The sequence below is a fragment of the Janthinobacterium sp. GW822-FHT07A03 genome, assembly GCF_058798815.1.
The window spans coordinates 151,869-178,006 of record NZ_JBXAKW010000002.1 but is presented as its reverse complement, the minus strand read 5'-3'; the positions used below and the strand labels follow the sequence as shown (position 1 = coordinate 178,006).

Sequence of the window (26,138 nt, the reverse complement as noted above, 5' to 3'; positions counted from 1 at the left end):
TTTTAACTGCGAGGTACAACGAACAACAAATAAACTAGTGATTGTGGCGCGGCAGGGTCTGGCCTACGGCGCGGTACTTCAGCGCCAGCTCCATGCAGGCACCCGTTTCCAGCTGGCCCACGCTGGCGCGGTAGATTTCCTGCCACGGCGTGGCGCTGTCGTTGACGGGCGGCGGCAGTTCCTGGGCGCGGCGCGCCAGTTCCTGTGCATCGACCAGCATGTCGCACTGCCCCCCGTTCAGGTCCACGCGGATGATGTCGCCCGTGCGCAGCAGCGCCAGGCCACCGCCCACGGCACTTTCCGGCGATGCGTTCAGGATCGAGGGGCTGTCCGAGGTTCCCGACTGGCGCCCGTCGCCCAGGGTCGGCAAATTCAGGATGTCGGCCTTGAGCAAGGCGTCGGGCGGCTGCATGTTGACCACTTCGGCCGAACCGGGCCAGCCCACGGGACCGGCACCGCGCATGACCAGCATGCAGCTGTCGTCGATATTGAGCGCCGGGTCGTTGATGCGCGCGTGATAGTCGCTTGAACCGTCAAAGACGATGGCGCGCGCCTCGAACACACCCTCGCTGCCGGGGCGCGACAGATAGCGCTCGCGGAAAGCGGGCGAGATCACGCTGGTTTTCATGATGGCGAAGTCGAACAGGTTGCCCTGCAAGGCCATGAAACCGGCCTTTTCCTTCAGCGGCGCAGCAAACGGGCGGATCATCTCGCGGTCCGCGCTCTCGCGGCCTTGCAAGTTGGCCGCCATGCTCTGGCCCGTGACCGTCAACCGGTCCGCATGCAGCAGGCCCGCCTGCTGCAGCTCCCACATCACAGCCGGCACGCCGCCGGCGCGGTGGAAGCGTTCGCCCAGATACTTCCCCGCCGGCTGCATGTTCAACAGCAGCGGCACGTCGTAGCCGTGCGCCATCCAGTCGCTCGAGTGCAATGCCACGCCCGCATGGCGCGCCATGGCCATCAGGTGCGGCTGGGCGTTGGTGGAGCCGCCGATGGCCGCATTGACGATGATGGCATCCAGAAAGGCCTCGCGCGTGAGGATGCTCGACGGGCGCACGTCGTCATGCGCCATGCCGACGATGCGGCGCCCCGTTTCATAGGCAATCTGGCCCCGTTCGCGATATGGCGCGGGGATGGCCGAGCAGCCCGTCAGGGACATGCCCAGCGCCTCGGCCAGCGCATTCATGGTCGATGCCGTGCCCATGGTATTGCAGTGGCCGGCCGACGGCGCCGAGGCGGCGGCGATCTGCAGGAATTTGTCGTTGTCGATCAAGCCGGCGGACAGCTGGCGGCGGCCCTTCCAGATGGCCGCGCCGGAACCGACCAGTTCGCCGTCCATCCAGCCGTCGAGCATGGGGCCGCCCGACAGCACGATGGCGGGAATGTCCACCGTGGCGGCGGCCATCAGTTGCGCCGGCGTGGTCTTGTCGCAGCCCGTCGTCAGCACCACGGCGTCGATCGGATAGCCATGCAGGATCTCCACCAGGCCCAGATACGCGAGGTTGCGGTCCAGGGCGGCCGTGGGACGGCGGCAGTTCTCGAAGATCGGGTGCAGCGGAAATTCCATCGGTATGCCGCCCGCGTCGCGGATGCCGTCGCGCACGCGCTGCGCCAGCTCTAGGTGGATGCGGTTGCAGGGGCTGATATCGCTGCCGCTTTGCGCAATGCCGATGATGGGCCGGCCCGAACGCAACTCCTCGGCCGTGATGCCGTAGTTCATGAAGCGCTCGAGGTACAGCGCCGTCATGTCGATGTGGTCAGGATTGTCGAACCAGTCCTGCGAGCGGAAGCGCCGCGCCTGGCGGTTGCCTGGGGTACTCATGCGCCGTACCAGCCTGCGTCGACATAGTATTCGCGGCCGGCGCACTTGGCTGCGTTGTCGGACGCGAGGAACAGCGCCAGCGCCGCCACGTCTTCCGGCTCCACGCGCAGCTGCAGGCATTGTCCCTGCAGGATCACGGCTTCCGCTTCCGGCGTATGCCACAGCCGCTCCTGGCGCGGCGTGCGCACGGCGCCGGGAATGATGCAGTTGACGCGGATGCCGTCGGCACCCAGGTCGCGCGCCAGGCCGCGCGTCAGGCCCTCGATGCCGGCCTTGGCCGTCATGTAGATCGACAGATTCGCCTGCGCCAGGTGCCAGGAAATCGAGCCCAGGTTGAGGATCACGCCGCTGCCCTTGGCGCGCATAGCCGGCGCCACTGCCTGGGCGCAGAAATACTGGTGGCGCAGGTTGACGGCCATGCGCTCGTCCCAGTAGGCGGGCGTGACGTCCTGCAGCTGGTGGCGGTCGTCATTGGCCGCGTTGTTGATGAGGATATCCGTGGCGCCCGCGCTGTGTTCAATCTCGGCGAAGGTGGCGGCCAGGGCTGCCAGGTCCGTCAGGTCGCAATAGCGGAAAACGGGCGGCTGCGGCAGGTGGGCCAGCTTTTCCTGCAGGGCCAGCGACGCCTCGCGGGCGATGTCGAGGAAGGTGACGTGGGCGCCCTGGCGCGCGAACGCCTCGACGATGGCCACGCCGATGCCAGTGCCGCCGCCCGTGATGACGACGCGCTGGCCTGCCAGGCTGGGGTAAGTTGCATGCTGCATGTTATCTCTCTTTTAAAAAAATCGGATCAAAGCAAACCGCGTTTGGCCAGGTTCTGGTACAGCGCGCGCACGCCGAACGTCCATGGGGCAATCGCATCGCAGCGCTGCACTTCGTTGACCAGCGCGCCCAGCGCGGCGCTGGCAATCGTCACGCGGTCGCCCAGGTGGTGCGTGAAGCCGCCGCCCTGCGCGCCGCGGTCCTTCACGGGCGAGAACATGGTCCCCAGGAACAGCATGAAGCCGTCCGGATACTGGTGGTACTGGCCTGCCGTCTGGCGCACCAGGTCGAGCGGGTCGCGGCTGATCTCGCGCATGAAGCTGGCGCCTTCGAGCACAAAGCCGTCGTCCGCGCCCTCGATCAGCAGCGACACTTCCGCCTGGCGCACGGTGTCGAGCGTGAAGTGTTCGTCGAACAGGCGGATGAAGGGGCCGATGGCGCAGGAGCCGTTGTTATCCTTGGCCTTGCCCAGCAAGAGGGCGCTGCGCCCTTCGATGTCGCGCAGGTTGACGTCGTTGCCCAGGGTCGCCCCCAGCACCTCGCCCCGGCTGTTGACGGCCAGGACAATCTCGGGCTCAGGGTTGTTCCAGGCCGACGATGGCAGCAAGCCCACCTGCGCGCCGCAGCCCACCGACGACATCGGCTGCGCCTTGGTAAACACTTCCGCGTCGGGGCCGATGCCCACTTCCATGTATTGCGACCAGGCGCCGCGCTGCTGCAGCTGCTGTTTCAGGCGCTGCGCCGCCTCCGAGCCCGGTTTTAATGCGGACAGGTCGCCGCCCAGGGTCGTTTGCAGGGCGGTGCGCAGGCTCGCCGCGCGTGCCGCGTCGCCGCCCGCCTGTTCCTCGATCACCCGTTCCAGCAGGCTGACGGCGAAGGTCACGCCGCAGGCCTTGACGGCCTGCAGGTCGCACGGCGCCAGCAGCAGCGGCTCGCCGGCCGGCGAGGCCAGCGCTTGTTCCAGCAGCGCCTGCACGGGGCCGAGCGCGATGCCGGGCGCATGGCGGGCGATATCGAGCGCATCGCTGCGTTCGAACAGCTCGGCCACCGTCGCTACCGTCTGCGTGATGTCGACCACCTCGCCCCCGCGCACGGCGACGACGCAGGGGCCGTCACGCCAGATACGGCCGATGAGGAGAGCCTGCGCCAGGTCGGCGGGCAACAGGGAGGCGGGGGAAATCGGCTGCATGGCAAGCTTTCAAAAGGTCGTGACGGGATGGCTGGTCTTCAAGTTCGGACCGATTCTGCGCGCCGCCCTGTGTCACCGCAATTACGAAAATCACCAAATTGAATGATGATTATTGGTATTGCAGCGCACCAAAAAAAGCCGCCGCCCGGCCTGCGCTTCCGCCCTGTCCGCAGGCGGAAAAGCATGCAATGGCGCATCGCATCAATTGGCCTATCGATATCGTTTTGGATATCGCCTATGCGAAAAAAGTGATTGGTGAGGGATGGATGGACAAACTAGTATCAGCCGTGGCCCGCAATCGGCCATCCGCACGGAGCCCGCCCGCTGGACGACGGCCCTGGCACATTCAACTATCGAAGACGGTGGAGACCTGAAATGAAAACAACAATGAAAATGCTGACCGCGAGCCTGGCGCTGGCCATCTCCGGCATGGCGGTAATGCCCGTGGCAAGCGCCGCAGACAAGGGTGCGATCGGCATCTCGATGCCGACCAAGTCGTCCATGCGCTGGATCGCCGACGGCGACAATATGGTGAAGGTATTCAAGGAGCGCGGCTACAAGACGGACTTGCAGTTTGCCGACGACGATATCCCGAACCAGCTGGCGCAGGTGGAAAACATGATTACCAAGGGCGCCAAGGTGCTGGTGATCGCCGCCATCGACGGCACCACCTTGTCGAACGTGCTGCAAAAGGCGGCCGACAAGGGCATCAAGGTCATTTCGTATGACCGTCTGATCCGCGGCACGAAAAACATCGATTACTACGCCACCTTCGACAACTTCCAGGTCGGCGTGCTGCAAGCGGGCTATATCGAATCGGCGCTGAAACTCAAGGAAGGCAAGGGTCCGTTCAATATCGAACTGTTTGGCGGCTCGGCCGACGACAACAATGCGCACTTCTTCTACAACGGCGCGCTGTCGGTCCTGAAACCGTACATCGACAGCGGCAAGCTGGTGGTGCGCTCGAAGCAGATGGGCATGGAAAAGGTCGCCACCCTGCGCTGGGACGGCGCCGTGGCGCAGGCCCGCATGGACAACCTGCTCAGCGCCTACTACGGCAATGCGCGCGTCGACGCGGTGCTGTCGCCGTATGACGGCTTGAGCATCGGCATCCTGTCCTCGCTCAAGGGCGTCGGCTACGGCACGCCGAAACAGCCGTTCCCCGTCGTGACGGGCCAGGATGCGGAAATCCCGTCGGTGAAATCGATCATCCGCGGCGAACAGGCATCGACCGTGTTCAAGGACACGCGCGAACTGGCCAAGGTCACGGCCAACATGGTCGACGCGATGATGAGCGGCAAGACGCCGGCCGTCAACGATACCAAGACCTATAACAACGGCGTGAAGGTCGTGCCGTCCTACCTGTTGAAACCGGTCACCGTCGACAAGGCGAACTGGAAGCAGGTGCTCGTCACCGGCAGCGGCTACTACACGGAAGCGCAAGTGAAATAAGCATCCAAGGTACTGAAGGCCCGGCACTGCCGGGCCTTTCGCTTCACGCACGATCAAGAACAAGACTGCCGCACGACCGCTGCCCACCAGCGCGGCCGTGCCAGAGAGGTTATATGACGAACACTATCCTGGAAATGCGCGGGATACGCAAAACATTCCCGGGCGTCGTTGCGCTCGACAATGTCAACCTGCGGGTACGCAGCGGCGAGATCCACGCCATCGTCGGCGAAAACGGCGCCGGCAAATCGACCCTGATGAAAGTGCTGAGCGGCGTCTACGGCCATGGCAGCTATACGGGCGACATCGATTACCTGGGCCAGACGCGGCACTTCCGCGGCATCAAGGACAGCGAAGAAATCGGCATCATCATCATCCACCAGGAACTGGCGCTGGTGCCCCAGCTGTCGATCGCCGAGAATATCTTCCTCGGCAACGAACCGTCCCGCATGGGCGTCATCGACTGGGAATACGCGCAAGCGAAGACGCGCGAACTGCTGCACAAAGTCGGCCTGAAGGAGTCCCCCGACACCCTGATCACCAACCTGGGCGTGGGCAAGCAGCAGCTGATCGAGATCGCCAAGGCGCTGTGCAAGGACGTCAAGCTGCTGATCCTCGACGAGCCGACGGCCAGCCTGAACGAAAGCGACAGCGCGGCCCTGCTCGACCTGCTGCTGGGCCTGAAAGCCCAGGGCATCGCCTCGATCCTGATTTCGCACAAGCTCAATGAAATTTCACGGGTCGCCGATGCCATCACGGTGCTGCGCGACGGGAACACGGTCGACAGCTTCGACTGCCGCATCGAACCCGTCAGCGAAGACCGCATCATCGAAAAAATGGTCGGGCGCGAAATGGCCGACCGCTATCCGCCGCGCACGCCCACCATCGGCGAGACCATTTTCGAGGTGCGCGACTGGCGCGTCTTCCATCCCGAGCATGCCGACCGCCCCGTCATCAAGGGCATCAATATGCACGCGAAAAAGGGCGAGATCATCGGCATCGCCGGCCTGATGGGCTCCGGGCGCACGGAACTCGCGATGAGCCTGTTCGGGCGCGCCTACGGCCAGCGCATCAGCGGCACGGTGCTCAAGCATGGCCAGGAGATCGACGTCAGCACCATCGGCAAGGCGATCGCGCACGGCCTCGCCTATGTCACGGAAGACCGCAAGGGCCTGGGCCTGATCCTCGAGGAAGACATCCAGAAGAACACCAGCCTGGCCAACCTGGACGCGATTTCGCGGCACATGGTGATCGACGAGCAGCGTGAGTTCAGCGTGGCCGAGGAGTTCCGCCGCAAGCTCAAGACCCGTTGCTCGAGCGTGGCGCAGAAGGTGGTCAACCTGTCCGGCGGCAACCAGCAGAAGGTGGTGCTGGCGAAGTGGCTGTTTTCGCGCCCCGACGTGCTGATCCTCGATGAACCGAGCCGCGGCATCGACGTGGGCGCCAAGTACGAGATCTACAGCATCATCAGCGAGCTGGCCGCCGAAGGCAAATGCATCATCATGATTTCCTCGGAAATGCCTGAATTGCTGGGCATGTGCGACCGGATCTATGTCATGAACGAAGGCCGCTTCGCGGCAGAACTGAGCGCGGCAGAAGCATCGCAGGAACGCATCATGCGCGCGATCGTTACACACGGAGAAAACAATGGACAATAAACTGACAGCAGGTGCGCCGGCAGCGGCAGCGCCAGCGGCCGCGCCGCAAGCGAAAAGCTATGCCGGCTTCCTGAAAAACAATATGCGCGACTACGGCATGCTGCTCTCGCTGATCGTCATCATGGGCTTTTTCCAGTACATGACGGACGGCACCCTGATGCAGCCGCTGAACCTGACGAACCTGGTGCTGCAGAACAGCTACATCGTCATCATGGCGCTGGGCATGCTGATGGTCATCGTGGCCGGCCATATCGATTTGTCCGTCGGCTCGGTGGTCGGCTTCGTCGGCGCGCTGGCCGCCGTCCTGATCGTCAACTACCACATGCATTTTGTCGCCGCCAGCATCCTCTGCCTACTGGCCGGCGCCGTCATCGGCGGCGCGCAAGGGTATTTCGTCGCCTTCTTTAAAATCCCGTCCTTCATCGTCACCCTGGCCGGCATGCTGGTCTTCAAGGGCCTGACCCTGGCGCTGCTGGCAGGCCAGTCGGTCGGTCCCTTCCCGGAAGGCTTCCAGATGCTCAGCTCCGGCTTCCTGCCCGACCCGTTCGGCGGCGACAACCTGCGCGGCCTGTCGCTGCTGCTGGGCGTGATCGCCGCCGCGGCGCTGATCGTCACCTCGCTGCGCAGCCGCGCCAAGCAACTGAAACACGGCATGGAAAACGAGCCGCGCGCCTTCTTCCTGCTGAAAAACGCCATCTTCGCCGCCGTGATGGTGTATTTCAGCTACCTGCTGGCGTCGTACCGCGGCTTTCCCAACGTGCTGGCCGTGATGTCGCTGCTCATCGTCGCCTACACCTTCATCACCAACCGCACCGTGCTGGGCCGACGCGTGTATGCCGTGGGCGGCAACGAAAAGGCGGCGCGCCTGTCCGGCATCAAGACGGAACGGGTCAGCTTCTACACCTTCGTCAACATGGGCATGCTGGCCGCGCTGGCCGGCCTGATCTTCGCGGCGCGCCTGAACACGGCCACGCCGAAGGCGGGCACGGGTTTCGAGCTGGACGTGATCGCTGCCTGCTTCATCGGCGGCGCCTCGGCCTCGGGCGGCGTGGGCAAGGTGATGGGAGCCGTCATCGGCGCCTTCATCATGGGCGTGATGAACAACGGCATGTCCATCATGGGCATCGGCATCGACTACCAGCAGGTGATCAAGGGCCTGGTACTGCTGGCGGCCGTGTTCATCGACGTGATCAACAAAAACAAGTAGACCGGTTCGAGCCTTAGGGGGCTCTGGCCGGCGTTCGCGCCGGCCTTTTTTACATATAACGTCGGACAAAAGCGTAGCGAGCGGCAGCAAGTTGTGGCTGAGAAGCGCAGCTGTGCTTTAGCATGGGGCCGCCGAGGCAGTGAGCATCGCAGGCCGCAAATTGCGACGCGCAGTAGCTTATGTCAGACGTTGGCGGCCAATCGCGCCGCGCGATCCCCCCACCACGCCGCCTCCTCGAACACGGAAAAGCCCGACAAATCCGCATGTGCGAACAGGATGGCGCCGTCGTGCTCGCGCAAGGCCTTCAAGCCCGCGTTGCTGCGAAACCCCGGCAAGGGTGCAGCCATGGCGTGGCCGCGCACGGTGATGTCGACGCGCTCGACGCAGCTGGCAAAATCGCCCCCATACGCCGTCTTTAAATCGACGCTGGCCAGCGCAAGCAGTTCTTCGGGACTGGCCGTGTCGAGCCACTTGCGCGCTTGCTGTGGCGTGCGGTCGGACAGGGCCACGTAGGCGCTGAAGACGGTCTTCTCGGGCGGACGCACGCGGATGTCCTGGTGGGTCGAGACGATATAGCCGAGGCCCGGTTCCTGGTACACCACGTTGTCCCAGCACAGGGGCGCATGCGGCAGTTCGTCGGGAAAGCGTTTCAGTAAAAAGTTCGCCACCATCCATGGCGCATACGCGGGCGTATGGCGCTGCGCGTCGAAGCCATAGTCGACGATGTTCTTCACCACGCGCGCCGCCACATACAGCGGCATGGCGCAGATGGCCTTGCGCGCCTTGACCAGGTAGGTGCGCGGCTGGCCGTCGACCAGTTCCAGGCACAGCGCTTCCACGCCGTTGGCCGTCGTCGTGAGGGAAACCACCGTGCCCGCCTGGCGCCGGACCTTGGACGCCTGCTCCATGGCCGTGGCGACCGGTTGCATGCCGCCCGGCCAGGTCAGCCAGGCGCCGTTGCCCGCATTGGCCGCCTGGCCCCAGCGGCTGCAGTAGTAATGCAGGCCGGCCCAGGCCGAGACCTGGTCGTAGCGCGTACCGTAATCGTCGCGGCAGCAGTAATTCAGATACCAGTGCAGGGTGGGCGAGGTATAGCCTTCGCGCTCCATCCACTGCTTCAAGGTGATGGTGTCGAGCGCCTGCCAGGCCGGGTCTTGCGACGACTCCACGGTAGGAAAGACGAAGACGCGCTTGCCATCGTTGCCATGCGCCTGGCGCAGGCGCCGCACCTCGGCAAAGAAGCGCTCATGCTGCGCCAGTTCCGCAGGCGGCACGCCTTCGGTGGGAATGAAGCCGTCCTGCCAGTGGCCGTTGAACAGCAATCGCTCTTCCGGCGCGTGCAGGATGTAGCGCTCGTCGTAATACGGCTTTTCCGCCTGCGGGTCGCGCTGGATGATCCCCAGGTCGAACAAAATCTCGCGCACATGGGTCGATTCGGGCGAAGGCAATGGCAGATAATGGCCGCCGGTCGGATAGGCCAGGTCGCCGAAGTGGCCGCCGGCCGCGTTGCCGTAGGGCTGGGGGCCATCGATCATGAGAAAGTCCCCGTGCCCCAGCTTGTTCAAACGCCAGGCGGCCGTCAGGCCCGCGATGCCGGAGCCGAGGATGGCCACGTCGGTGCTCAAGGTACGCGAAGGCGGCGGCAGCGCCGTGCCCTCGCGCAGCAGCTTGCGCAAATAATGCCCCTCGCTGCGGCCCGGATACAGCACGGTCGGCGTGATTTCCTGCCAGCGCAGATACGCGGCGATGCTGCCAATGCCGGCGGCGGCCGCCGCGGTGCCGCCAGCGGCCCACAGCATGAAGGAGCGGCGCTGCATCAGCGGATCACCCGGTTCCAGTCCTGCTCGAATTCATGCACGAGCGACTGGGTATTCAAGCGGTTCGGCGCCATGGGCAGCGGCTGCATGTCGGGCGGGAAGATGAACATCTCGCGCGTGGTGTCCGCATTCAGGTAGCGCATCGGCAGGCGGTATTGCGTCGGCGGTGCGTAGTCGAGCTGGGGCGAGGCAAGGATAAAACCCCATTCGCCGAACGAGGGCACGTAGGCGTGGTAGGGCCAGGTGCGCATGCCCACTTCGCGCAGGGTCGAATTGATGGTCCAGTAGGCGTGCGGGGCAAAGAACGGCGACGTCGATTGCACCACCATCAGTCCCTTGGCCGCCAGATGCTTTTTCACCAGGTCGTAGAACGGCACCGAGTACAGTTTGCCGAGCGCGAAGCTGGACGGATCGGGGAAATCGACGATGGCCGCGTCGAACATGTCGGCATTGTTGCGCAGCCAGACGGCGGCATCGGCATTGACGACGGTGACGCGCTTGTCCGAGAACGCGTTGTTATTTAACTTTGCCAGTTCCGGGCGCGTGGTAAACGCGGCCGTCATGGCGGGATCGAGGTCGACCACGGTGACGTGCTCGATCTGTGGATAACGCAGGATTTCGCGCAGGGCCAGGCCATCGCCGCCGCCCAGCACCAGCACGCGGCGCGCCCACGGCAAGGCTTCGAGCACGGGGTGCACCAGCGCCTCGTGGTAGCGGTACTCGTCGCGCGAGGAAAACTGCAGGTTGCCGTTGATGTAGAGCCGCGTATCGTCCTTCCAGCGCGTGATCACCAGGCGCTGGTAGGGCGTGGTGGTGGAATACACGATCTGGTCGCCGAACAGGCCGTGCTCGCCCCAGGCCACCATGCGGTCGGACATGGCAAAGCCGGCGACCAGCACCAGCATCACGACGCAGGCGCGCAGGAAGCGCCCCGTGAGGTTCTTCAGCTCCGCGCGGAACACGTAAATCGTCCACAGGCCCACGCCCACGTTGAGCATGCCGAACAAAAATCCCGTACGCACCAGGCCCAGGTAGGGCGACAGCACCAGCGGAAACAGCAGGGAGACGGCCAGCGCACCCAGGTAATCGAAGGTGAGCACGCGGCTGACCAGCTCGGAAAACTCCGTCTGGCGCGAGTTCAGGGCGCGCATCACCAGCGGCACTTCCATGCCGACCAGTGCGCCGATCAGGAACACCATCACATACAATAAGGTGCGAAATGGCGCGGCCATCCACGAAAACGTCATGAACAGGATGGCGGCCGACAGGCCGCCGATCAGGCCCACGGCCAGCTCGATGTCGACGAAGCGCGAGAGCACGTCGTCGTCCCGTACATACTTGGAAAAGTGAGCGCCCACCCCCATGGCAAACAGGTAGCAGCCGATGATAGTGGAAAACTGCAGGATGGAGTCGCCGAGCAGGTAGCTGGACATGGCGCCGGCGATCAGTTCATACGCGAGGCCGCAGGAGGCGACCACGAAGACGGACAAAATCAGAATCTTTTTGTTCATTGGACTTTTTTTGTTCTAATATGCGTTGACGTTATCAAATACTCATTGCGAGGAAAGCCGTGCCCGCCATCCTAAACTATCTGATCCATCTTATACTGGCCGCCGCGCTGTTGATTGCCTTTTTTATCATCTACACGCGCGTCACGCCGTATAACGAAGTGCTGCTGATCCGCCAGGGCAACCAGGCGGCGGCCCTGTCGCTGGGCGGCGCGCTGCTGGGCTTTTCCGCCACCATCGCCTCATCCCTGATGCACACGGCCGACTACCAGCAATTCTTTGCCTGGGCCTTCGGCGCCATGGTGGTGCAATTGCTCGCCTATGTGGTCACCACGCGCCTGCTGCGCATGTCGAAGGACCAGATCGAATCGAACAACAGCGCCTTCGGCGGCCTGCTGGGCGCCATTTCGCTGTCGATCGGCGCCATCAACGCCGCCTGCATTTCCTGACACCGCTTTATCTTATTCAAGGATATCCATCATGAGCCTCGGCAGCTTTATCAAGAAGCAGTTTATCGACGTACTGCAGTGGAACGAAGAGACGGAAGGCGTGCTGGCCTGGCGCTTCCCCATGCAGGATTTCGAGATCCAGAACGGCGCCATCCTGAATGTGCGCGAATCGCAGGTCGCCGTCTTCGTCAATGAAGGCAAGATCGCCGACGTCTTCGGTCCCGGCACGCACAAGCTGACGACGCAGACCTTGCCGCTGCTGACCAACCTGAAAAACTGGGACAAGCTGTTCGATTCGCCCTTCAAGTCGGACGTGTATTACTTCAGCACGCGCGTGCAGACTGGCCGCAAGTGGGGCACGCCACAGCCGATCACCATCCGCGACAAGGATTTCGACATGATCCGCGTGCGCGCCTTCGGCATGTATTCGTACCGCATCGCCGACGCCCGCACCTTCTTCACCGAGATCAGCGGCACGCGCGAAGTCTATACGCGCGACGAGGTGGAAGATCAATTGCGCGGCATTCTGATGTCGAGCATGGCCAGCTCGCTGGGCGGCGCGAATGTCCCCTTCCTCGACATGGCGGCCAACCAGGCGCTGATGGCACAGGAAGTCAAGGGTGGCCTGACGCAGGCGTTTGCCCGCTACGGCGTGGGCCTCGATGAATTCAACGTCGCCAGCATCAGCCTGCCCGAGGAATTGCAGGCGGCGCTCGACGAACGTATTTCCGCCGGCATGAAGGGCGGCCTGGGCGCCGACAAGATGAGCGGCTACACCAAATTCCAGGTGGCCAACGCGATCCCGCTGGCGGCGCAGAACGAAGGCGGCATGGCCGGCATCGGCGCCGGCCTGGGCGCCGGGCTGTCGATCGGCCAGGTGATGGCGCAAAGCATGGGCGGTGCGCTGCAGCAGCCCGCCCCGGCCCCCGCTCCGGCGGCGCCACCGGCACCCGCGGAAGAACCGATCGAGGCGCGCCTGGAAAAACTCAAGGGTTTATTGGACAAGGGACTCATTTCGCCGGCCGACTACGATGGCGCCAAGGCTGAACTGCTGAAAAAACTGATCGGCTGATTAGAGCGAAATACGACTGCATGCAAACTGTTTCCTGTCCCAGCTGCGGCGCGGAAGTCCGTTTCCGCTCGCACGCTTCCGTGCTCGCCGTGTGCGAGTACTGCCACAGCACCATCCTCAAGGACGCCGATGCCGTCAGGGACGTGGGCAAGATGTCGGCCGTCCTGGAAGACTATACACCGATCCAGATCGGCACGGCCGGCGTGCACGACGGCGTGCACTTCACCGTCGTCGGCCGCATCCAGCAGCGCTACAGCGCCGGCACGTGGAACGAGTGGTATCTGCTGTTCGACGACGCCAGCACGGCGTGGCTGGGCGACTCGTCCGGCCTGTACACGCTGACGCGCGAGCGCGGCACGCAGGATGCCCTGCCCGCCTTTGGCGAGCTGGCACCGGGCAAGCGCTACACGATCTGCGGCGAACCGTACACGGCGACCGAGATCCGCAATGCCGAATGCATCGCCGGCCAAGGGGAGTTGCCATTCAAGGTGGGCGCCGGCTGGCGCATCCAGGTAGCGGACTTCCGCAACTACGCGAGCTTTATCACGCTCGACTACACGGATGGCCCGCAAGCGGTCGTCTACCAGGGCATCGCCGTCACCCTGGACAGTTTGAAGTGCCAGCTGCTGCGCGACGACGATGCCATCGCCAAAAGCGCCGGCAAGTACCGCGGCAAGCTCGATGCGCTCGACTGCCCCTCCTGCGGCAGCGGCATTCAATATGTGCCGGGTGCGGCGGCGCAGCTGGTGTGTCCCGCCTGCCATGCGCAGCTCGACGCCAGCGGCCCGGAAGCGCAGGTGCTGGCCATCGGCAAGCAGGTGCACGACAACGCCGACATCACGCTGGAACTGGGCGCCAGCGCAAAGATCAACAATGTGGATTTCACGGTGATCGGCATGATGCGCCGCGCCGACGATGAAGGCAGCGAGTGGAACGAATACCTGCTGTACAACACGCGCGCCGGCTTCTTCTGGCTGGTGGAAACGGACGATGGCTGGTCGCGCTCGAACGTGCTGCCAAACTGGCCCAGCTGGGCCTCGCTGGACGCCTCCAGCTGCACGCTCGATGGCGCCACCTACCGCAAACTGTATGACTACGGCTCGCAGGTCGTGTACGCAGCGGGCGCATTCAACTGGAAGGTGGCCGTCGGCGACAGCACGCGCGTCTATGAATTCGAGCAGGGACAGACCAAGCTGGCGGCGGAACTCACGGGCGAGGAAATGACCTGGTCGCGCTCCGTGCCCGTCGCCTATGACCAGATGGCCGCCTGGTTCGGCGCCGCCTTCCATGGCGCCATCAAAACGACGAATATCCAGCTGAGCCACCGCGGCATCGCCAAGGTTTTCATGGTCATCGTGCTGGTCTTGAATGCGATCCCCATGTTCGTGTCGTTCTCCAGCACCTTGATGTGGAGTTTGCTGGGCTGCCTGGCGCTGTTCCTGCCCGCCGCTTTTCTCGACAAGAATGCAAAGAATCCCCCATGAGTAAATACGTGATCTACGCCCTGATGGTGACGTTTTCCGTCACGGCCGCCAACTGGGTGCGCATGTTCAAGGTGGCCGGCAGCGGCAGTGGCAGCAGCTGGAGTTCGCGCACGGGCGGCGGCGGCGGCAGCTATGGCGGCGGCTCCAGCGGCGGCAGCCACAAATAAGCATGGCGTCCGCACCGCATCTGCCCCTCGGCATCCATCTGCTGGCCGACCTGTCGGGCATCGCGCCGGAACGCCTGCGCGATTGCGCCGCGCTCGAAGGCCTGCTGCGCGAGGCGGCCGTCGCGGCCGGCGCGCAGGTACTGCACGGCCATTTCCACAGCTTTGGCCCGGGCCAGGGCGTCACGGGCGTGCTGCTGCTGGCCGAGTCGCACATCTCGCTGCATACCTGGCCCGAAGTGGGCTTTGCCGCCGTCGACATCTTCATGTGCGGCGCGGCCCGGCCGCAGCTGGCGCTGGACATCATCCAGGAGGAGCTGCAACCGGCGCATTGCCAGCTGCAGTCCGTGCGGCGCGCCCCGCCCGGGTAGGCCTGGCGTCGCTGGTGGATCGCGCGGGGATCGCTTACACTGTCGGCTGATCCCCCAACCGTGACTCCCATGCGCCGTTCCGCCCTCCTTGCCCTGCCCCTGCTGCTGCTGGTTTCCGCCTGCGATGACTACACGGCGCCCAGCCTGTATCAGGCCACCACGCCCGAGTGCAAGACGTGGACGGATGGCTCGCGTTTCGAACTGCCGCGCGGTATCAGCATCTACGCCACGCCGCCCGTCACCTTGAAGGAAGGCGGCACGGAGCTGGCGCTGATCTTTACCTTGCCCGTCGGCACGCAAGCCAGTTTTACGCGCCTATCCTTCCTGCTGGAAGAACCGAAAAAGCCGCCTTTCGCGGAAGCCAAGATACTCACCATTTACCAGCGCGGCATGAACCAGAAGGCGGAGATCGTCGACGTCATCGAGCAGCTGCCCATCATGTTTGCCGCCGTCGGCAACAGCAAGGAAACCCAGTGGCGCTTGCGCCTGCAACTGCCGCGCCAGCTGCCGCAGCGTTTTGATCTATCGATGCCCGACATGCTCGTCGGCGGCAAGCGCTATCCGGTGCGCACGTTTACGTACCGCTATTTCCCCGAGCGCCAGGCCTACGGCATGTGCAGCTGAGCCACACCGTCCATTGACGGCGGCGCACGCCGCTGGCACACTGGCGTTTTCCATCACACAACAGGAGTAGACAACATGCGCCATTCGGATACTGCCGTGCTGTCGGCTGCCTGATCACTGTTTCCCCAGCTAAGCCTTTTTAGCCCGCCATTCCCCATACGCGTGATCGCGTAGCCGACTTCCCTTCTTTCGTGCCAGTCATTGCGACTGGCGGTGCCTGCACGCGCAGGCTACACGTCCGCACGCGGACGACAGAATCTGGAATCACGCTACCATGATCGCATTCGATTTTGCGCAACTACGCCTTATCGGGCTGCAGCAGGCCATCGCCGGCGCAGCCACCCAACTCAACGTATCTTCCACCACCGCGCAGCTGATGCGCGTGAGCGCCGTGCACCGCGACAGCATCGGCGTGCACGACGGCAGCCTGGAACAGCCGGCGCAGATCCTGCCACGCCTGCTACACGCGCTGCTGGAACACGACACCATCCTTGCTGTCGGCGACTGGATCGCCGCCGAACCCGATCTTCACGGCACGCTGTGGATAACGGCGCACTTATCCCCAGTCACGCAGATCGCGCGGCGCGGCAATGACGGCCGGCGCCAGGTACTGGCCAGCAATGTCGACACGGCCCTGCTGGTGATGGGACTCGATGGGGATTTTAATCCGCGCCGCCTGGAACGTTATCTGGCCATCGTGCTGGCGGCCCAGGTCAGCCCCGTGGTGGTGCTGAGCAAGGCCGACGTGGCCGACGACGTGCCGGGCAAGCAGGCGCTGCTGAAACAGCGCCTGCCGCCCCACGTGCCGCTGTTCGCCATTGATACGCGCCATGCGTATGACGTGGCCATCCTGGAACCCTGGCTGGGTGCCGGCCAGACCCTGGTACTGCTCGGCTCATCGGGCGCGGGCAAGTCCAGTCTGACCAATACCTTGTGCACGGCCGGACAGGCAACGAATGGCGTGCGCCATGGCGACGGGCGCGGCCGGCATACGACGACGGCCCGTTCGCTGCACCTGTGCGCCAGCGGCGCCTGCATCATCGACACGCCGGGCTTGCGCAGCTGGCGCGCCGACGCCGATGCTCAGACCCTGGCGGCCACGTTCGACGACATCGCGACGCTGGCAGCGACGTGCCAGTTCCGCGATTGCCAGCATGCCAGCGAACCCGGTTGCCAGGTCCGTGGCGCCGTCGATGCGGACCGCCTGCGCAACTATCACAAGCTGCTGCGCGACGCCCACCGCAGCGAGGAGACGCCGCTCGAGCGCATTGCCGCGCGCGCCAAGTGGAAGTCGATCTTGAAGGCGGGGCTGGAAAGGGGGAAGGACAAGCGCCGCTAGTTTTTACTGAAATCCGTCTGCTGAAAAAAAAGGCAGCCCGCGGGCTGCCTTCTGTATTACTGCCTGCGAGCAAATTAATGCTTGCGCAGCTTCTGGATCGCTGCCAGCTGCGCAATCGCGCTGGCCAGCTCGGCTTGCGCTTGCGCGTAGTCGATGCCCGAATCCTTGTTGTGGATATTTTCTTCCGCCAACTTCTTCGCTTCCAGCGCTTTCGCTTCGTCGAGGTCGTGACCGCGGATTGCGGTATCGGCCAGGACGGTCACGGTATTCGGTTGCACTTCCAGCAGGCCGCCGGCAACGAAGACGAACTCTTCTTCAGCCTGGCCGACTACCTTGATGCGGACCGCGCCCGGACGGATGCGGGTAATCAAAGGCGTGTGGCGTGGGTAGATACCCAGCTCGCCCTGTTCACCCGGCAACGCGACGAATTCTGCTTCGCCTGAAAAAATCAGTTCTTCAGCGGAAACCACGTCAACGTGAATTGTGTGTGCCATGTGTGTCCTATCGGGTTGAAGAACCCCGCCGTGTAACGGGCGGGGTTAGGCCCAGACTTAACTTAGTTAAGTTTCTTGGCTTTTTCGATTGCTTCTTCGATCGTGCCGACCATGTAGAACGCTTGTTCCGGCAGGTGATCGAGTTCGCCCGAAGCGATCATTTTGAAGCCCTTGATCGTGTCTTTGAGCGAAACGTATTTACCAGGCGCGCCGGTAAAGACTTCAGCGACGTGGAAAGGCTGCGACAGGAAACGCTGCATCTTACGTGCGCGGGCGACCAGCAGTTTGTCTTCCGGTGCCAGCTCGTCCATACCCAGAATCGCGATAATGTCGCGCAATTCCTTGTAGCGTTGCAGGGTCGTTTGCACGGCACGCGCGGTGTCATAGTGCTCTTGACCAACGATCAACGGATCGAGCTGACGCGAGGTCGAATCCAGTGGGTCCACGGCTGGGTAGATACCCAGGGAAGCGATGTCACGCGACAGCGCAACGGTCGAATCCAAGTGAGCAAACGTGGTAGCAGGCGACGGATCGGTGTAATCATCGGCTGGAACGTAGACGGCCTGGATCGAGGTGATCGAACCGGTCTTGGTCGACGTGATACGCTCTTGCAGACGGCCCATTTCTTCAGCCAGGGTCGGTTGGTAACCCACAGCCGACGGCATACGGCCCAGCAGTGCCGATACTTCGGTACCAGCCAGCGTGAAGCGGTAGATGTTGTCGACGAAGAACAGAACGTCCTTGCCTTCATCACGGAACGATTCAGCGATCGTCAGGCCGGTCAGCGCAACGCGCAGACGGTTACCTGGCGGTTCATTCATCTGACCGTAGACCATCGCCACTTTGGAGTTCTCCGGGTTTTCCAGATCGACCACTTTCGCGTCAGCCATCTCGTGGTAGAAGTCGTTACCTTCACGAGTACGCTCACCCACACCGGCGAACACGGACACGCCGCTGTGCGCTTTAGCGATGTTGTTAATCAGTTCCATCATGTTGACGGTCTTGCCTACGCCAGCGCCGCCGAACAGACCAACTTTACCGCCTTTTGCAAACGGGCAAACCAGGTCGATCACCTTGATGCCGGTTTCCAGCAGTTCTTGCGATGGCGACAGTTCGTCGTATGCAGGAGCGGTGCGGTGGATCGACGCGATCTGCTCGTGCGACACGGGGCCGCATTCGTCGATCGGGTTGCCCAGCACGTCCATGATGCGACCCAGGGTTGCTTTACCGACTGGCACCATGATAGGTTTGCCGGTATTTTGAATCATCATGCCGCGACGCAGGCCATCGGACGAGCCGAGTGCAATGGTACGGACAATGCCGTCGCCCAACTGCTGTTGTACTTCCAGGGTCAGTTCCGAGCCTGCCATCTTCAAGGCATCAAATACCTTAGGCATCGCGTTGCGGGGAAACTCAACGTCCACCACAGCGCCGATACACTGAACGATTTTGCCATCAGCCATGTTCGTTCCTTCAATATAGTTAAATTCGTTTAAACCGCAGCCGCACCGGCGACGATTTCGGAGAGTTCTTTGGTAATCGCAGCTTGGCGGGTCTTGTTGTAGATCAGCTTCAATTCGCCGATCACACTACCCGCGTTGTCGCTTGCAGCTTTCATCGCGACCATCCGTGCCGATTGCTCGGACGCCAGATTCTCCGCGACTGCCTGGTACACCAGCGCTTCTACATAGCGCTCCAGCAATTCGTCGATGATGCTTTGTGCATCCGGCTCGTAGATGTAATCCCACGAGTGGGCGCTCTTGTCGGCGACCATTTTGTCAGCCGTCAACGGCAGCAACTGTTCGACCACTGGTTCCTGCTTCATCGTGTTGATGAATTTGGTGTAGCACAGGTACACTGCGTCGAGCTTGCCAGCCTGGAACTCTTCGAGCATGACCTTGACAGGTCCGATCAATTTGTCCAGGTGCGGCGTATCACCGGTTTGAATGGCAGAGGCGACGATCTTGACGCCGATGCGATTCAAAAAACCCAAACCCTTGTTACCGATGGCAACTGCTTCAACCCGGTTGCCAGCTGCTTCCAGCTCGCGCGACTTCGACGTCACCTGGCGCAGGATGTTGGTGTTCATGCCGCCGCACAGACCCTTGTCGGTCGTGACAACGATGAAACCTACTGCCTTCGCTTGCGTACCCTGGGCAGCTGCCAGGAACGGGTGCGTGTATTCCGGATTGGCGGTCGCCAGATTGGCGGCGATATTCCGAATCTTGTCACTGTAGGGACGGGCGGCCCGCATCCGGTCTTGCGCCTTGCGCATTTTGGACGCGGCGACCATTTCCATCGCCTTGGTGATCTTCTTCGTATTCTCTACGCTCTTGATCTTGCCTCGTATCTCTTTGCTTGATGCCATGAGTCCTTACTCCTTCTGCGCGTAGGGCGGCGCCTCACTCGAGGTGGGCGCCGCCTGGCCGCTTAATATGCGCCGGATTTCTTGAAATCAGCAATGGCCGCCGACAGAGTTGCTTCGCTGTCTTTGTCGAGTTGCTTGGTTTCTTCGATCTTGGCCAGCAGAGCAGCTTGCTTGGTCTTCATGTAAGCGTGGACACCAGCTTCGAACGACAGCACTTGCTTGACTGGCACGTCGTCCATGAAGCCTTTGTTCACCGAGAACAGCGATACGGCCATCAGCGAGATCGACAGTGGCGAGTACTGGGCTTGCTTGAGCAATTCCGTCACGCGGGCACCGCGGTCCAGCTGCTTGCGGGTCGATTCATCCAGGTCCGAAGCGAACTGCGCAAACGCGGCCAGTTCACGGTATTGCGCCAAGTCGGTGCGGATACCGCCGGACAGGTTTTTGATGACCTTGGTCTGGGCGGCGCCACCGACGCGCGAGACGGAAATACCGGCGTTAATCGCAGGACGGATACCGGCGTTGAACAGCGAGGTTTCCAGGAAGATCTGACCGTCGGTAATCGAAATCACGTTGGTTGGCACGAATGCGGAGACGTCGCCAGCTTGCGTTTCAATGATCGGCAGTGCCGTCAGGGAACCGGTCTTGCCTTTGACGGCGCCGTCGGTGAACTTCTCGACGTAGTCGGCGTTCACGCGTGCTGCGCGTTCCAGCAGGCGGCTGTGCAGGTAGAACACGTCGCCTGGGTACGCTTCGCGACCTGGTGGACGGCGCAGCAGCAGCGAGATTTGACGGTATGCAACAGCTTGTTTGGACAGATCATCGTAGACGATCAGTGCATCTTCACCGCGGTCACGGAAGTATTCGCCCATGGCGCAACCGGAGTACGGCGAGATGTATTGCATGGCGGCCGATTCCGAAGCGGAAGCGGCGACAACGATGGTGTACTCCATCGCGCCGTGCTGTTCCAGCGAGCGCACGATGTTCTTGATCGACGAGGCTTTTTGGCCAATCGCGACGTAGATACATTTCATGCCCTGGCCTTTTTGATTGATGATCGCATCAATCGCCACGGCCGACTTGCCGGTTTGACGGTCGCCGATGATCAGTTCGCGCTGGCCGCGGCCAACTGGAACCATCGCATCGATCGACTTCAGGCCGGTTTGCATCGGTTGCGAAACGGATTCACGGGCGATCACGCCCGGGGCGATTTTTTCAATCGCGGCCGTCAATTTGGTCTCGATGGCGCCTTTGCCGTCGATCGGCTGGCCCAGCGCGTTGACAACGCGGCCGAGCAGCTCAGGACCGACTGGCACTTCCAGAATGCGGCCGGTGCATTTCACCGTGTCGCCTTCGGAGATGTGCTCGTAGGCACCCAGAATCACGGAGCCGACGGAGTCGCGTTCCAGATTCATCGCCAGGCCAAACGTGTTGCCTGGGAATTCCAGCATCTCGCCTTGCATCACGTCCGACAAACCGTGGATGCGGCAGATACCGTCGGCGACGGAAATAACCGTGCCTTGATTACGCACTTCAGCGCCGCCGTCAAGACCTTGGATCCGGCTCTTGATCAACTCGCTGATTTCAGATGGGTTGAGTTGCATACTAACTCCTAAAAGTGTTTCTCTCAGCTTGCGCGAGGGGTAAGGGTCTGTCTAAGCTGGCCTGCCGAAGCGCGTGTCTTACGACACCAGTGCAGCGTGCAGCTGCTGCAGCTTGGCGCGCACCGAGGTATCGAGCACTTGGTCGCCAACAACCACGCGCACGCCGCCGAGCAGCGATGGATCCACTGTGACGGCAGGGTTGAGCTTACGACTGAATTTCTTTTCCAGCGTTGCGACCAGCTCGGCCGTTTGGCCTTCGCTCAGATCGAAAGCGCTCGTGATCTCGGCGTCAGCCGCACCTTCCAGACCATTTTTCAAGGCATGGAATTGCGCGCCGATTTCCGGCAGCAGGCTGATGCGGCCATTTTCGATCAACATGGTGACGAAGTTTTTCACTTCCTCATTGAGCGGCGATTTCAACAACGACAGGATGGTGGCGGCGACGTCGCTCTCCGAAACTTTCGGATTGCGCGCGTACGCCTGTACCTCGGGGTGGCTACCGATCTGTGCCAGTTCGGACACCAGTTCGGACCACGCCGCGAGGTTGCTTGACTCCTTACCAGCTTGGGCTACGCGGAACAAAGCTTCCGCGTAGGGACGGGCGACGGTTGCGAGTTCTGCCATGATTACAGCTCGACAGCAAGACGCTGCAACATTTCGGCGTGAGCCGTTGGGTTGACTTCACGCTTCAAGATCTGCTCGGCACCCTTGACAGCCAGGTCAGCCACCTGAGCGCGCAATTGTTCGCGTGCTTTCGACAGTTGCTGTTCGGCGTCCGACTGGGCTTGCGCAATGATACGCGCAGCTTCAGCTTGTGCATTTTGCTTGATCTCTTCAGCAACCAGCTGCGCGCGCTTTTCAGCGTCCGCAACGCGTTGCGACGCTTCTTCACGTGCACTGTTCAATGCCTCTTGCGCACGCTTTTCAGCGACAGCCATCGAAGCTTGACCTTGATCGGCCGCAGCCAATCCATCCGCGATTCGTTTGGCACGCTCATCCAGCGCATTGTTCAGCGCTGGAAATACGAACTTCATCGAGAACCAGACCAACACCGCGAAGGTGATCATCTGGCCGATGAGCGACATATTGATGTCCATACCTTTGCTCCTAACTAAAAGTTTCTCCTAGGGTTGGAGCGAATTACTGAGCAACAGCCGTCAGAGCGGACAGGAACGGGTTAGCGAACGTGTACAGCAGAGCAACACCAACGCCGATCATCGAAATAGCATCCAGCAGACCAGCGATAACGAACAGTTTGGTTTGCAGTTGTGGCATCAGTTCTGGTTGACGTGCCGAAGCTTCCAGGAATTTGCCACCCAAGATAGCGAAGCCCAGAGCGGTGCCGATTGCGGCCAGGCCGATGATGATTGCTGCTGCCAGAACGGTCATGCTTTGTACTTGTGCGATCAGAGCTTGCATAAAATTCTCCTAAATTTAAAAACGAAAGATACTAAAAAAACAAAATATAAAGTTAATGATTAATGTTTCTCAACCGCGAGGCTCAGATACACAACCGTCAACGCCATAAACACAAAAGCTTGCAAAGTTACAATCAAGATATGGAAAATTGCCCATGGACCACCCAACGCCCACTGTGCCCACCAAGGCAACAACGCGATCAAGATGAAAATCAGTTCGCCGGCATACATATTGCCGAACAGTCGCAGCGACAGGGAGATCAGTTTTGCAACCAGCTCAACCATTTGCAGCAAGAAATTGACAGGGGCCAGGGCGATCGTGCCGATCAGGCCGCTCGCATGGAACGGTGCCGTGAACAGTTCCTTGATCCAGCCGCCCAGGCCCTTGGCCTTGATCGAGAAGGCGATCACGCACAGCACGACCGACAGCGACATGGCGAAGGTGTGGTTGACGTCGGCGGTCGGCACGGCGCGCAGTTTATGCACGCCAAACCAGCTCAGGATCTTCGGCAACAGGTCAACCGGCAGGAAGTCCATCGCGTTGAGCAACCAGACCCACACAAAAATAGTGATGGCCAGCGGCGCGATGACCTTGCTTTTCGCGTGGAAGGCCCCATTAATAGTGTCATTGACGATTTCCATGACCATTTCGACGAAGTTTTGCAACTTGCCAGGGACACCAGCCGTCGCGCGGCGCGACGCCATATAGAAAACAGCCAGGAAAACAAAGCCCAGAATGGCCGAAATCCAGAACGTATCCAGATTGATCATGCCGTCGGCACTTCTCAGGTGGGCCAGATGGTGACTGATGTATTCTGTGGCGTTGGCCGGGGCAGCATGGCCCGCTTCAATAGCGTGTTCTGTGGTCATAATGAATTTAGATTTGTCGTTTCAGAGCTCAACAGGCCCCAAAACCAATGATTAAACAGCGAGCAATGAAAACCAGTATGCTAAGGTTGCCACCGCGAAACCCAAGATCAGCCATAACCAGGCGGCCGACTGAAACAACACCAGTGCCAATATAAACAGCACCGCTGTGATAAATATTTTCACCACTTCTGCGCGCAAATGCGCCCGGAATGCCTTATTGGCGTCGCTAGAACCGCGAACCACCAACAGGGCATACACCAGGCTACCGATGACTGCGATAGCGCCGCCGTATGCGGCGGACCAGCCTCTGACACTGCCACCAAAAAACAGGGTGACCGTGGCAAAACTGATAGCGATTGCTAGCTGCAAGGCAACTACTTTGTAGACTGGCTTGGCAATACTTTGTTGTGAATCACTCAATTGCCAAGTTCCCAGAAAAATCTACACACGCAAAGACACGGGATTATAGTTGGCTTTGATCTATAGAGTCAAACGTTGCTGCACCGCAGCAGGGCAATTGCTGCGTGAAACTGACGCTTTACCGACTATTCGCCGCCATTTGCACCACTATATGGCAAAGTCGCTTGTCTGGCCGCTTCCGGCCGTGTTATCAAGGAATCACGTGGTGCATCCGGAAAGCATGGCCGGATCGGCCACACCCGCATGGCCCCTGTCTTTGCAGCTTGCTATTTAACCACGCAAGCGGGTCAACAAACCATCCAGTACGTCAAGATCGGCAAAATCAATCACCAATTGGCCACGGCCCTTGTTGCCCATTTTGAACACCACGGGCGTGGCCAGCGCATCGGACAGCTCTTCTTCCAGGCGCGCGATGTCGCCGGACTTTTCCTTTTGCCGCGGCTCGACCGGGTTGGCCGCTTCCTCGACCGTGCGAGTGACGAGCTTTTCCGTTTCGCGCACCGACAGGCGCTTGGCCACGACCTGGTTCGCCAGGGTGATCTGAGTGGCCGCATCGACGGCCAGCAACGCGCGCGCATGACCCATGTCAATATCGCCGGCCATCAGCATGGTCTGCACGGGGCTGGCCAGGTTCATCAAACGCAACAGGTTCGACACGGCGCTGCGCGAGCGTCCCAGCGCAGTGGCCGCTTGCTCATGCGTAAAATTGAAGTCGGCGATCAGGCGGTGGATGCCCTGCGCCTCTTCCAGCGGGTTCAGGTCTTCGCGCTGGATGTTCTCGATCAGCGCCATCGCGGCAGCGGCCAGATCGTCCACGTCGCGCACCAGCACCGGCACTTCCGTCAGGCCGGCCAGCTGCGAGGCGCGGAAACGGCGCTCGCCTGCAATAATTTCATATTTAACAAGTCCGCTCAGGGTGTCCTGCCCGATCGGGCGCACCAGGATCGGCTGCATCAGCCCTTGCGCCTTGATCGAGGCGGCCAGTTCATTCAAAGCCCCCTCGTCCATGCGCGTGCGCGGCTGGTACTTGCCGGCTTGCATTTGCGACACGGGCAAGTTCGACGGTTGAGTCGTGTCCGGACTGGCGAAGTCGCCGCCGCCGCCGCCCAACAGGGCGTCGAGTCCGCGACCCAGTCCTTTTAATTTTTTCGTAGCCATGCTGTCCTAATCGTGTTTTCAGAGTAAGCGCTCACATCAAATTGTGCAGACGCCCGCCCCTTGTTTACATATGTTTGATGCGTTCGACCATCTCGGCGCCGAAGGCGATATACGCCTGGGCACCTTTCGAGCTGGGGTCGAAGGTCACACCGGGCAAGCCGTACGACGGCGCTTCGGCCAGGCGCACATTGCGCGGGATGATGGTATTGAAGACCTTGTCGCCGAAGTGCTGTTCCAGCTGCGCCGACACCTGTTGCGATAATGTCATGCGCGGATCGAACATCACGCGCAGCAAGCCGATGATCTTCAAATCCGGGTTCAGGTTCGCATGCACCTTCTTGATGGTGTTGACCAGGTCGGACAAGCCTTCCAATGCGTAGTACTCGCACTGCATCGGGATGATCACGCCATGCGCGGCGCACAGGCCGTTCAGGGTCAGCATCGATAATGCCGGTGGGCAATCTACCAGGATAAAGTCGTATTCGCCGTCCACTTCGGCCAGCGCATCCTTCAGGCGGCGTTCGCGGTTGTCGAGTTCGACCATCTCCACTTCGGCGCCGGCCAGCTCGCGGTTCGACGGCAAGACATCGAAGCGCCCCGCTTCCGAACGCTGGCGTGCCGTTTTGACATCGGACTCGCCCAGCATGACTTCATAGGTCGACGCCTTCAGGCCGGCCTTGTTGATGCCGGCGCCCATGGTCGCATTGCCCTGCGGGTCGAGGTCGACCAGCAGCACGCGCTGGTTCAACTTGGCCAGACCGGCGGAGAGGTTGACGCTTGTTGTGGTTTTACCAACACCACCCTTTTGATTTGCTACACAAAAAATTTTGGCCATGTATCTTCTAGTTGTAAAGAGATGCAAACTTCATCGTGCGCCCCGGCATCCTACCG

26 protein-coding genes are annotated in these 26,138 nt (G+C 61.5%); 10 read left to right on the top strand and 16 right to left on the bottom strand.

Going from position 1 to position 26,138, the window contains the following annotated elements; genetic code table 11:
• Positions 1–34: 34 nt before the first annotated feature.
• From AC1RJW_RS06820 to AC1RJW_RS06810, 3 genes are read right to left on the bottom strand one after another with little or no spacing between them, the layout of a single operon-like run.
• Positions 35–1,822 (bottom strand): IlvD/Edd family dehydratase, encoded by a 1,788-nt coding sequence (locus AC1RJW_RS06820; protein WP_493044335.1) that lies wholly within the window; start codon positions 1,820–1,822, stop codon positions 35–37.
• Positions 1,819–2,586, bottom strand: a complete 768-nt coding sequence (gene xylB / locus AC1RJW_RS06815; RefSeq protein WP_493044334.1) for a D-xylose 1-dehydrogenase — start codon at positions 2,584–2,586, stop codon at positions 1,819–1,821. The genes AC1RJW_RS06820 and xylB overlap by 4 nt, the downstream gene beginning before the upstream one ends.
• Before the next feature lie 26 nt (positions 2,587–2,612).
• On the bottom strand, positions 2,613–3,773 hold the full coding sequence (locus AC1RJW_RS06810) for a fumarylacetoacetate hydrolase family protein (RefSeq protein ID WP_493044333.1): 1,161 nt from the start codon (positions 3,771–3,773) through the stop codon (positions 2,613–2,615).
• Between the two features lie 429 nt (positions 3,774–4,202).
• On the opposite strand from AC1RJW_RS06810, the gene chvE reads away from it, so the two are divergent.
• The 3 genes from chvE (at position 4,203) to mmsB (ending at position 8,087) form a co-directional block, all read left to right on the top strand.
• On the top strand, positions 4,203–5,225 hold the full coding sequence (gene chvE / locus AC1RJW_RS06805; RefSeq protein WP_225243237.1) for a multiple monosaccharide ABC transporter substrate-binding protein: 1,023 nt from the start codon (positions 4,203–4,205) through the stop codon (positions 5,223–5,225).
• Between the two features lie 113 nt (positions 5,226–5,338).
• Entirely contained in the window at positions 5,339–6,880 is a 1,542-nt protein-coding gene (mmsA, locus tag AC1RJW_RS06800) for a multiple monosaccharide ABC transporter ATP-binding protein (protein ID WP_493044332.1), read from the top strand.
• Entirely contained in the window at positions 6,870–8,087 is a 1,218-nt protein-coding gene (mmsB, locus tag AC1RJW_RS06795; RefSeq protein WP_070218940.1) for a multiple monosaccharide ABC transporter permease, read from the top strand. Before mmsA ends, mmsB begins: the two co-directional genes overlap by 11 nt.
• A 182-nt stretch (positions 8,088–8,269) precedes the next feature.
• Here mmsB and AC1RJW_RS06790 read toward each other — a convergent pair whose 3' ends face one another.
• Positions 8,270–9,904 (bottom strand): NAD(P)-binding protein, encoded by a 1,635-nt coding sequence (locus AC1RJW_RS06790; RefSeq protein ID WP_493044331.1) that lies wholly within the window; start codon positions 9,902–9,904, stop codon positions 8,270–8,272.
• Entirely contained in the window at positions 9,904–11,415 is a 1,512-nt protein-coding gene (locus AC1RJW_RS06785; RefSeq protein WP_493044330.1) for a polyamine aminopropyltransferase, read from the bottom strand. The genes AC1RJW_RS06790 and AC1RJW_RS06785 overlap by 1 nt, the downstream gene beginning before the upstream one ends.
• Positions 11,416–11,474: 59 nt before the next feature.
• Here AC1RJW_RS06785 and AC1RJW_RS06780 point away from each other — a divergent pair, with 59 nt between their 5' ends.
• The 7 genes from AC1RJW_RS06780 to rsgA all read left to right on the top strand — a co-directional run bounded on the left by AC1RJW_RS06780 (position 11,475) and on the right by rsgA (position 16,915).
• A complete protein-coding gene (locus AC1RJW_RS06780; RefSeq protein WP_070288892.1) occupies positions 11,475–11,861 on the top strand; it encodes a DUF350 domain-containing protein in 387 nt (128 codons plus the stop codon).
• Between the two features lie 31 nt (positions 11,862–11,892).
• Entirely contained in the window at positions 11,893–12,933 is a 1,041-nt protein-coding gene (locus AC1RJW_RS06775; RefSeq protein ID WP_493044329.1) for an SPFH domain-containing protein, read from the top strand.
• Between the two features lie 20 nt (positions 12,934–12,953).
• Positions 12,954–14,417, top strand: a complete 1,464-nt coding sequence (locus AC1RJW_RS06770; RefSeq protein ID WP_493044328.1) for a DUF4178 domain-containing protein — start codon at positions 12,954–12,956, stop codon at positions 14,415–14,417.
• A complete protein-coding gene (locus AC1RJW_RS06765) occupies positions 14,414–14,584 on the top strand; it encodes a hypothetical protein (protein ID WP_475415776.1) in 171 nt (56 codons plus the stop codon). Before AC1RJW_RS06770 ends, AC1RJW_RS06765 begins: the two co-directional genes overlap by 4 nt.
• A 2-nt stretch (positions 14,585–14,586) precedes the next feature.
• Positions 14,587–14,952 carry an adenosylmethionine decarboxylase gene (gene speD, locus AC1RJW_RS06760; protein ID WP_493044327.1) on the top strand — a complete coding sequence of 122 codons (366 nt, stop codon included), beginning with the start codon at positions 14,587–14,589 and terminating at the stop codon, positions 14,950–14,952.
• 69 nt (positions 14,953–15,021) lie between these two features.
• On the top strand, positions 15,022–15,576 hold the full coding sequence (locus AC1RJW_RS06755) for a hypothetical protein (RefSeq protein WP_070218932.1): 555 nt from the start codon (positions 15,022–15,024) through the stop codon (positions 15,574–15,576).
• A 274-nt stretch (positions 15,577–15,850) separates the two neighbouring features.
• Positions 15,851–16,915: a ribosome small subunit-dependent GTPase A gene (rsgA, locus tag AC1RJW_RS06750; protein WP_493044326.1), complete on the top strand. Its 1,065-nt coding sequence runs from the start codon at positions 15,851–15,853 to the stop codon at positions 16,913–16,915.
• A gap of 74 nt (positions 16,916–16,989) precedes the next feature.
• On the opposite strand, the gene AC1RJW_RS06745 is transcribed toward rsgA, so the two are convergent.
• The 11 genes from AC1RJW_RS06745 to AC1RJW_RS06695 all read right to left on the bottom strand — a co-directional run bounded on the left by AC1RJW_RS06745 (position 16,990) and on the right by AC1RJW_RS06695 (position 26,082).
• On the bottom strand, positions 16,990–17,409 hold the full coding sequence (locus tag AC1RJW_RS06745) for a F0F1 ATP synthase subunit epsilon (RefSeq protein ID WP_289950435.1): 420 nt from the start codon (positions 17,407–17,409) through the stop codon (positions 16,990–16,992).
• Between the two features lie 62 nt (positions 17,410–17,471).
• Positions 17,472–18,872, bottom strand: a complete 1,401-nt coding sequence (gene atpD / locus AC1RJW_RS06740; protein ID WP_034752705.1) for a F0F1 ATP synthase subunit beta — start codon at positions 18,870–18,872, stop codon at positions 17,472–17,474.
• A 29-nt stretch (positions 18,873–18,901) separates the two neighbouring features.
• Complete coding sequence (atpG, locus tag AC1RJW_RS06735) at positions 18,902–19,777, bottom strand: F0F1 ATP synthase subunit gamma (protein WP_071325905.1); 876 nt, start codon at positions 19,775–19,777, stop codon at positions 18,902–18,904.
• 62 nt (positions 19,778–19,839) lie between these two features.
• Positions 19,840–21,381: a F0F1 ATP synthase subunit alpha gene (atpA, locus tag AC1RJW_RS06730; protein ID WP_034752701.1), complete on the bottom strand. Its 1,542-nt coding sequence runs from the start codon at positions 21,379–21,381 to the stop codon at positions 19,840–19,842.
• A gap of 78 nt (positions 21,382–21,459) precedes the next feature.
• Positions 21,460–22,005, bottom strand: coding sequence for a F0F1 ATP synthase subunit delta (locus AC1RJW_RS06725; protein ID WP_034752699.1), 546 nt, complete (start codon positions 22,003–22,005; stop codon positions 21,460–21,462).
• A 2-nt stretch (positions 22,006–22,007) separates the two neighbouring features.
• Positions 22,008–22,478 carry a F0F1 ATP synthase subunit B gene (locus AC1RJW_RS06720; RefSeq protein WP_071325906.1) on the bottom strand — a complete coding sequence of 157 codons (471 nt, stop codon included), beginning with the start codon at positions 22,476–22,478 and terminating at the stop codon, positions 22,008–22,010.
• 43 nt (positions 22,479–22,521) lie between these two features.
• Positions 22,522–22,800: a F0F1 ATP synthase subunit C gene (atpE, locus tag AC1RJW_RS06715; RefSeq protein WP_034752695.1), complete on the bottom strand. Its 279-nt coding sequence runs from the start codon at positions 22,798–22,800 to the stop codon at positions 22,522–22,524.
• Between the two features lie 59 nt (positions 22,801–22,859).
• Positions 22,860–23,669 carry a F0F1 ATP synthase subunit A gene (gene atpB / locus AC1RJW_RS06710; protein ID WP_046681851.1) on the bottom strand — a complete coding sequence of 270 codons (810 nt, stop codon included), beginning with the start codon at positions 23,667–23,669 and terminating at the stop codon, positions 22,860–22,862.
• A 51-nt stretch (positions 23,670–23,720) separates the two neighbouring features.
• Entirely contained in the window at positions 23,721–24,089 is a 369-nt protein-coding gene (locus AC1RJW_RS06705) for an ATP synthase subunit I (protein ID WP_034752692.1), read from the bottom strand.
• Positions 24,090–24,359: 270 nt separating this feature from the next.
• Entirely contained in the window at positions 24,360–25,247 is an 888-nt protein-coding gene (locus AC1RJW_RS06700; RefSeq protein ID WP_493044325.1) for a ParB/RepB/Spo0J family partition protein, read from the bottom strand.
• A gap of 64 nt (positions 25,248–25,311) precedes the next feature.
• A complete protein-coding gene (locus AC1RJW_RS06695; protein WP_034752687.1) occupies positions 25,312–26,082 on the bottom strand; it encodes a ParA family protein in 771 nt (256 codons plus the stop codon).
• Between the last annotated feature and the right edge of the window lie 56 nt (positions 26,083–26,138).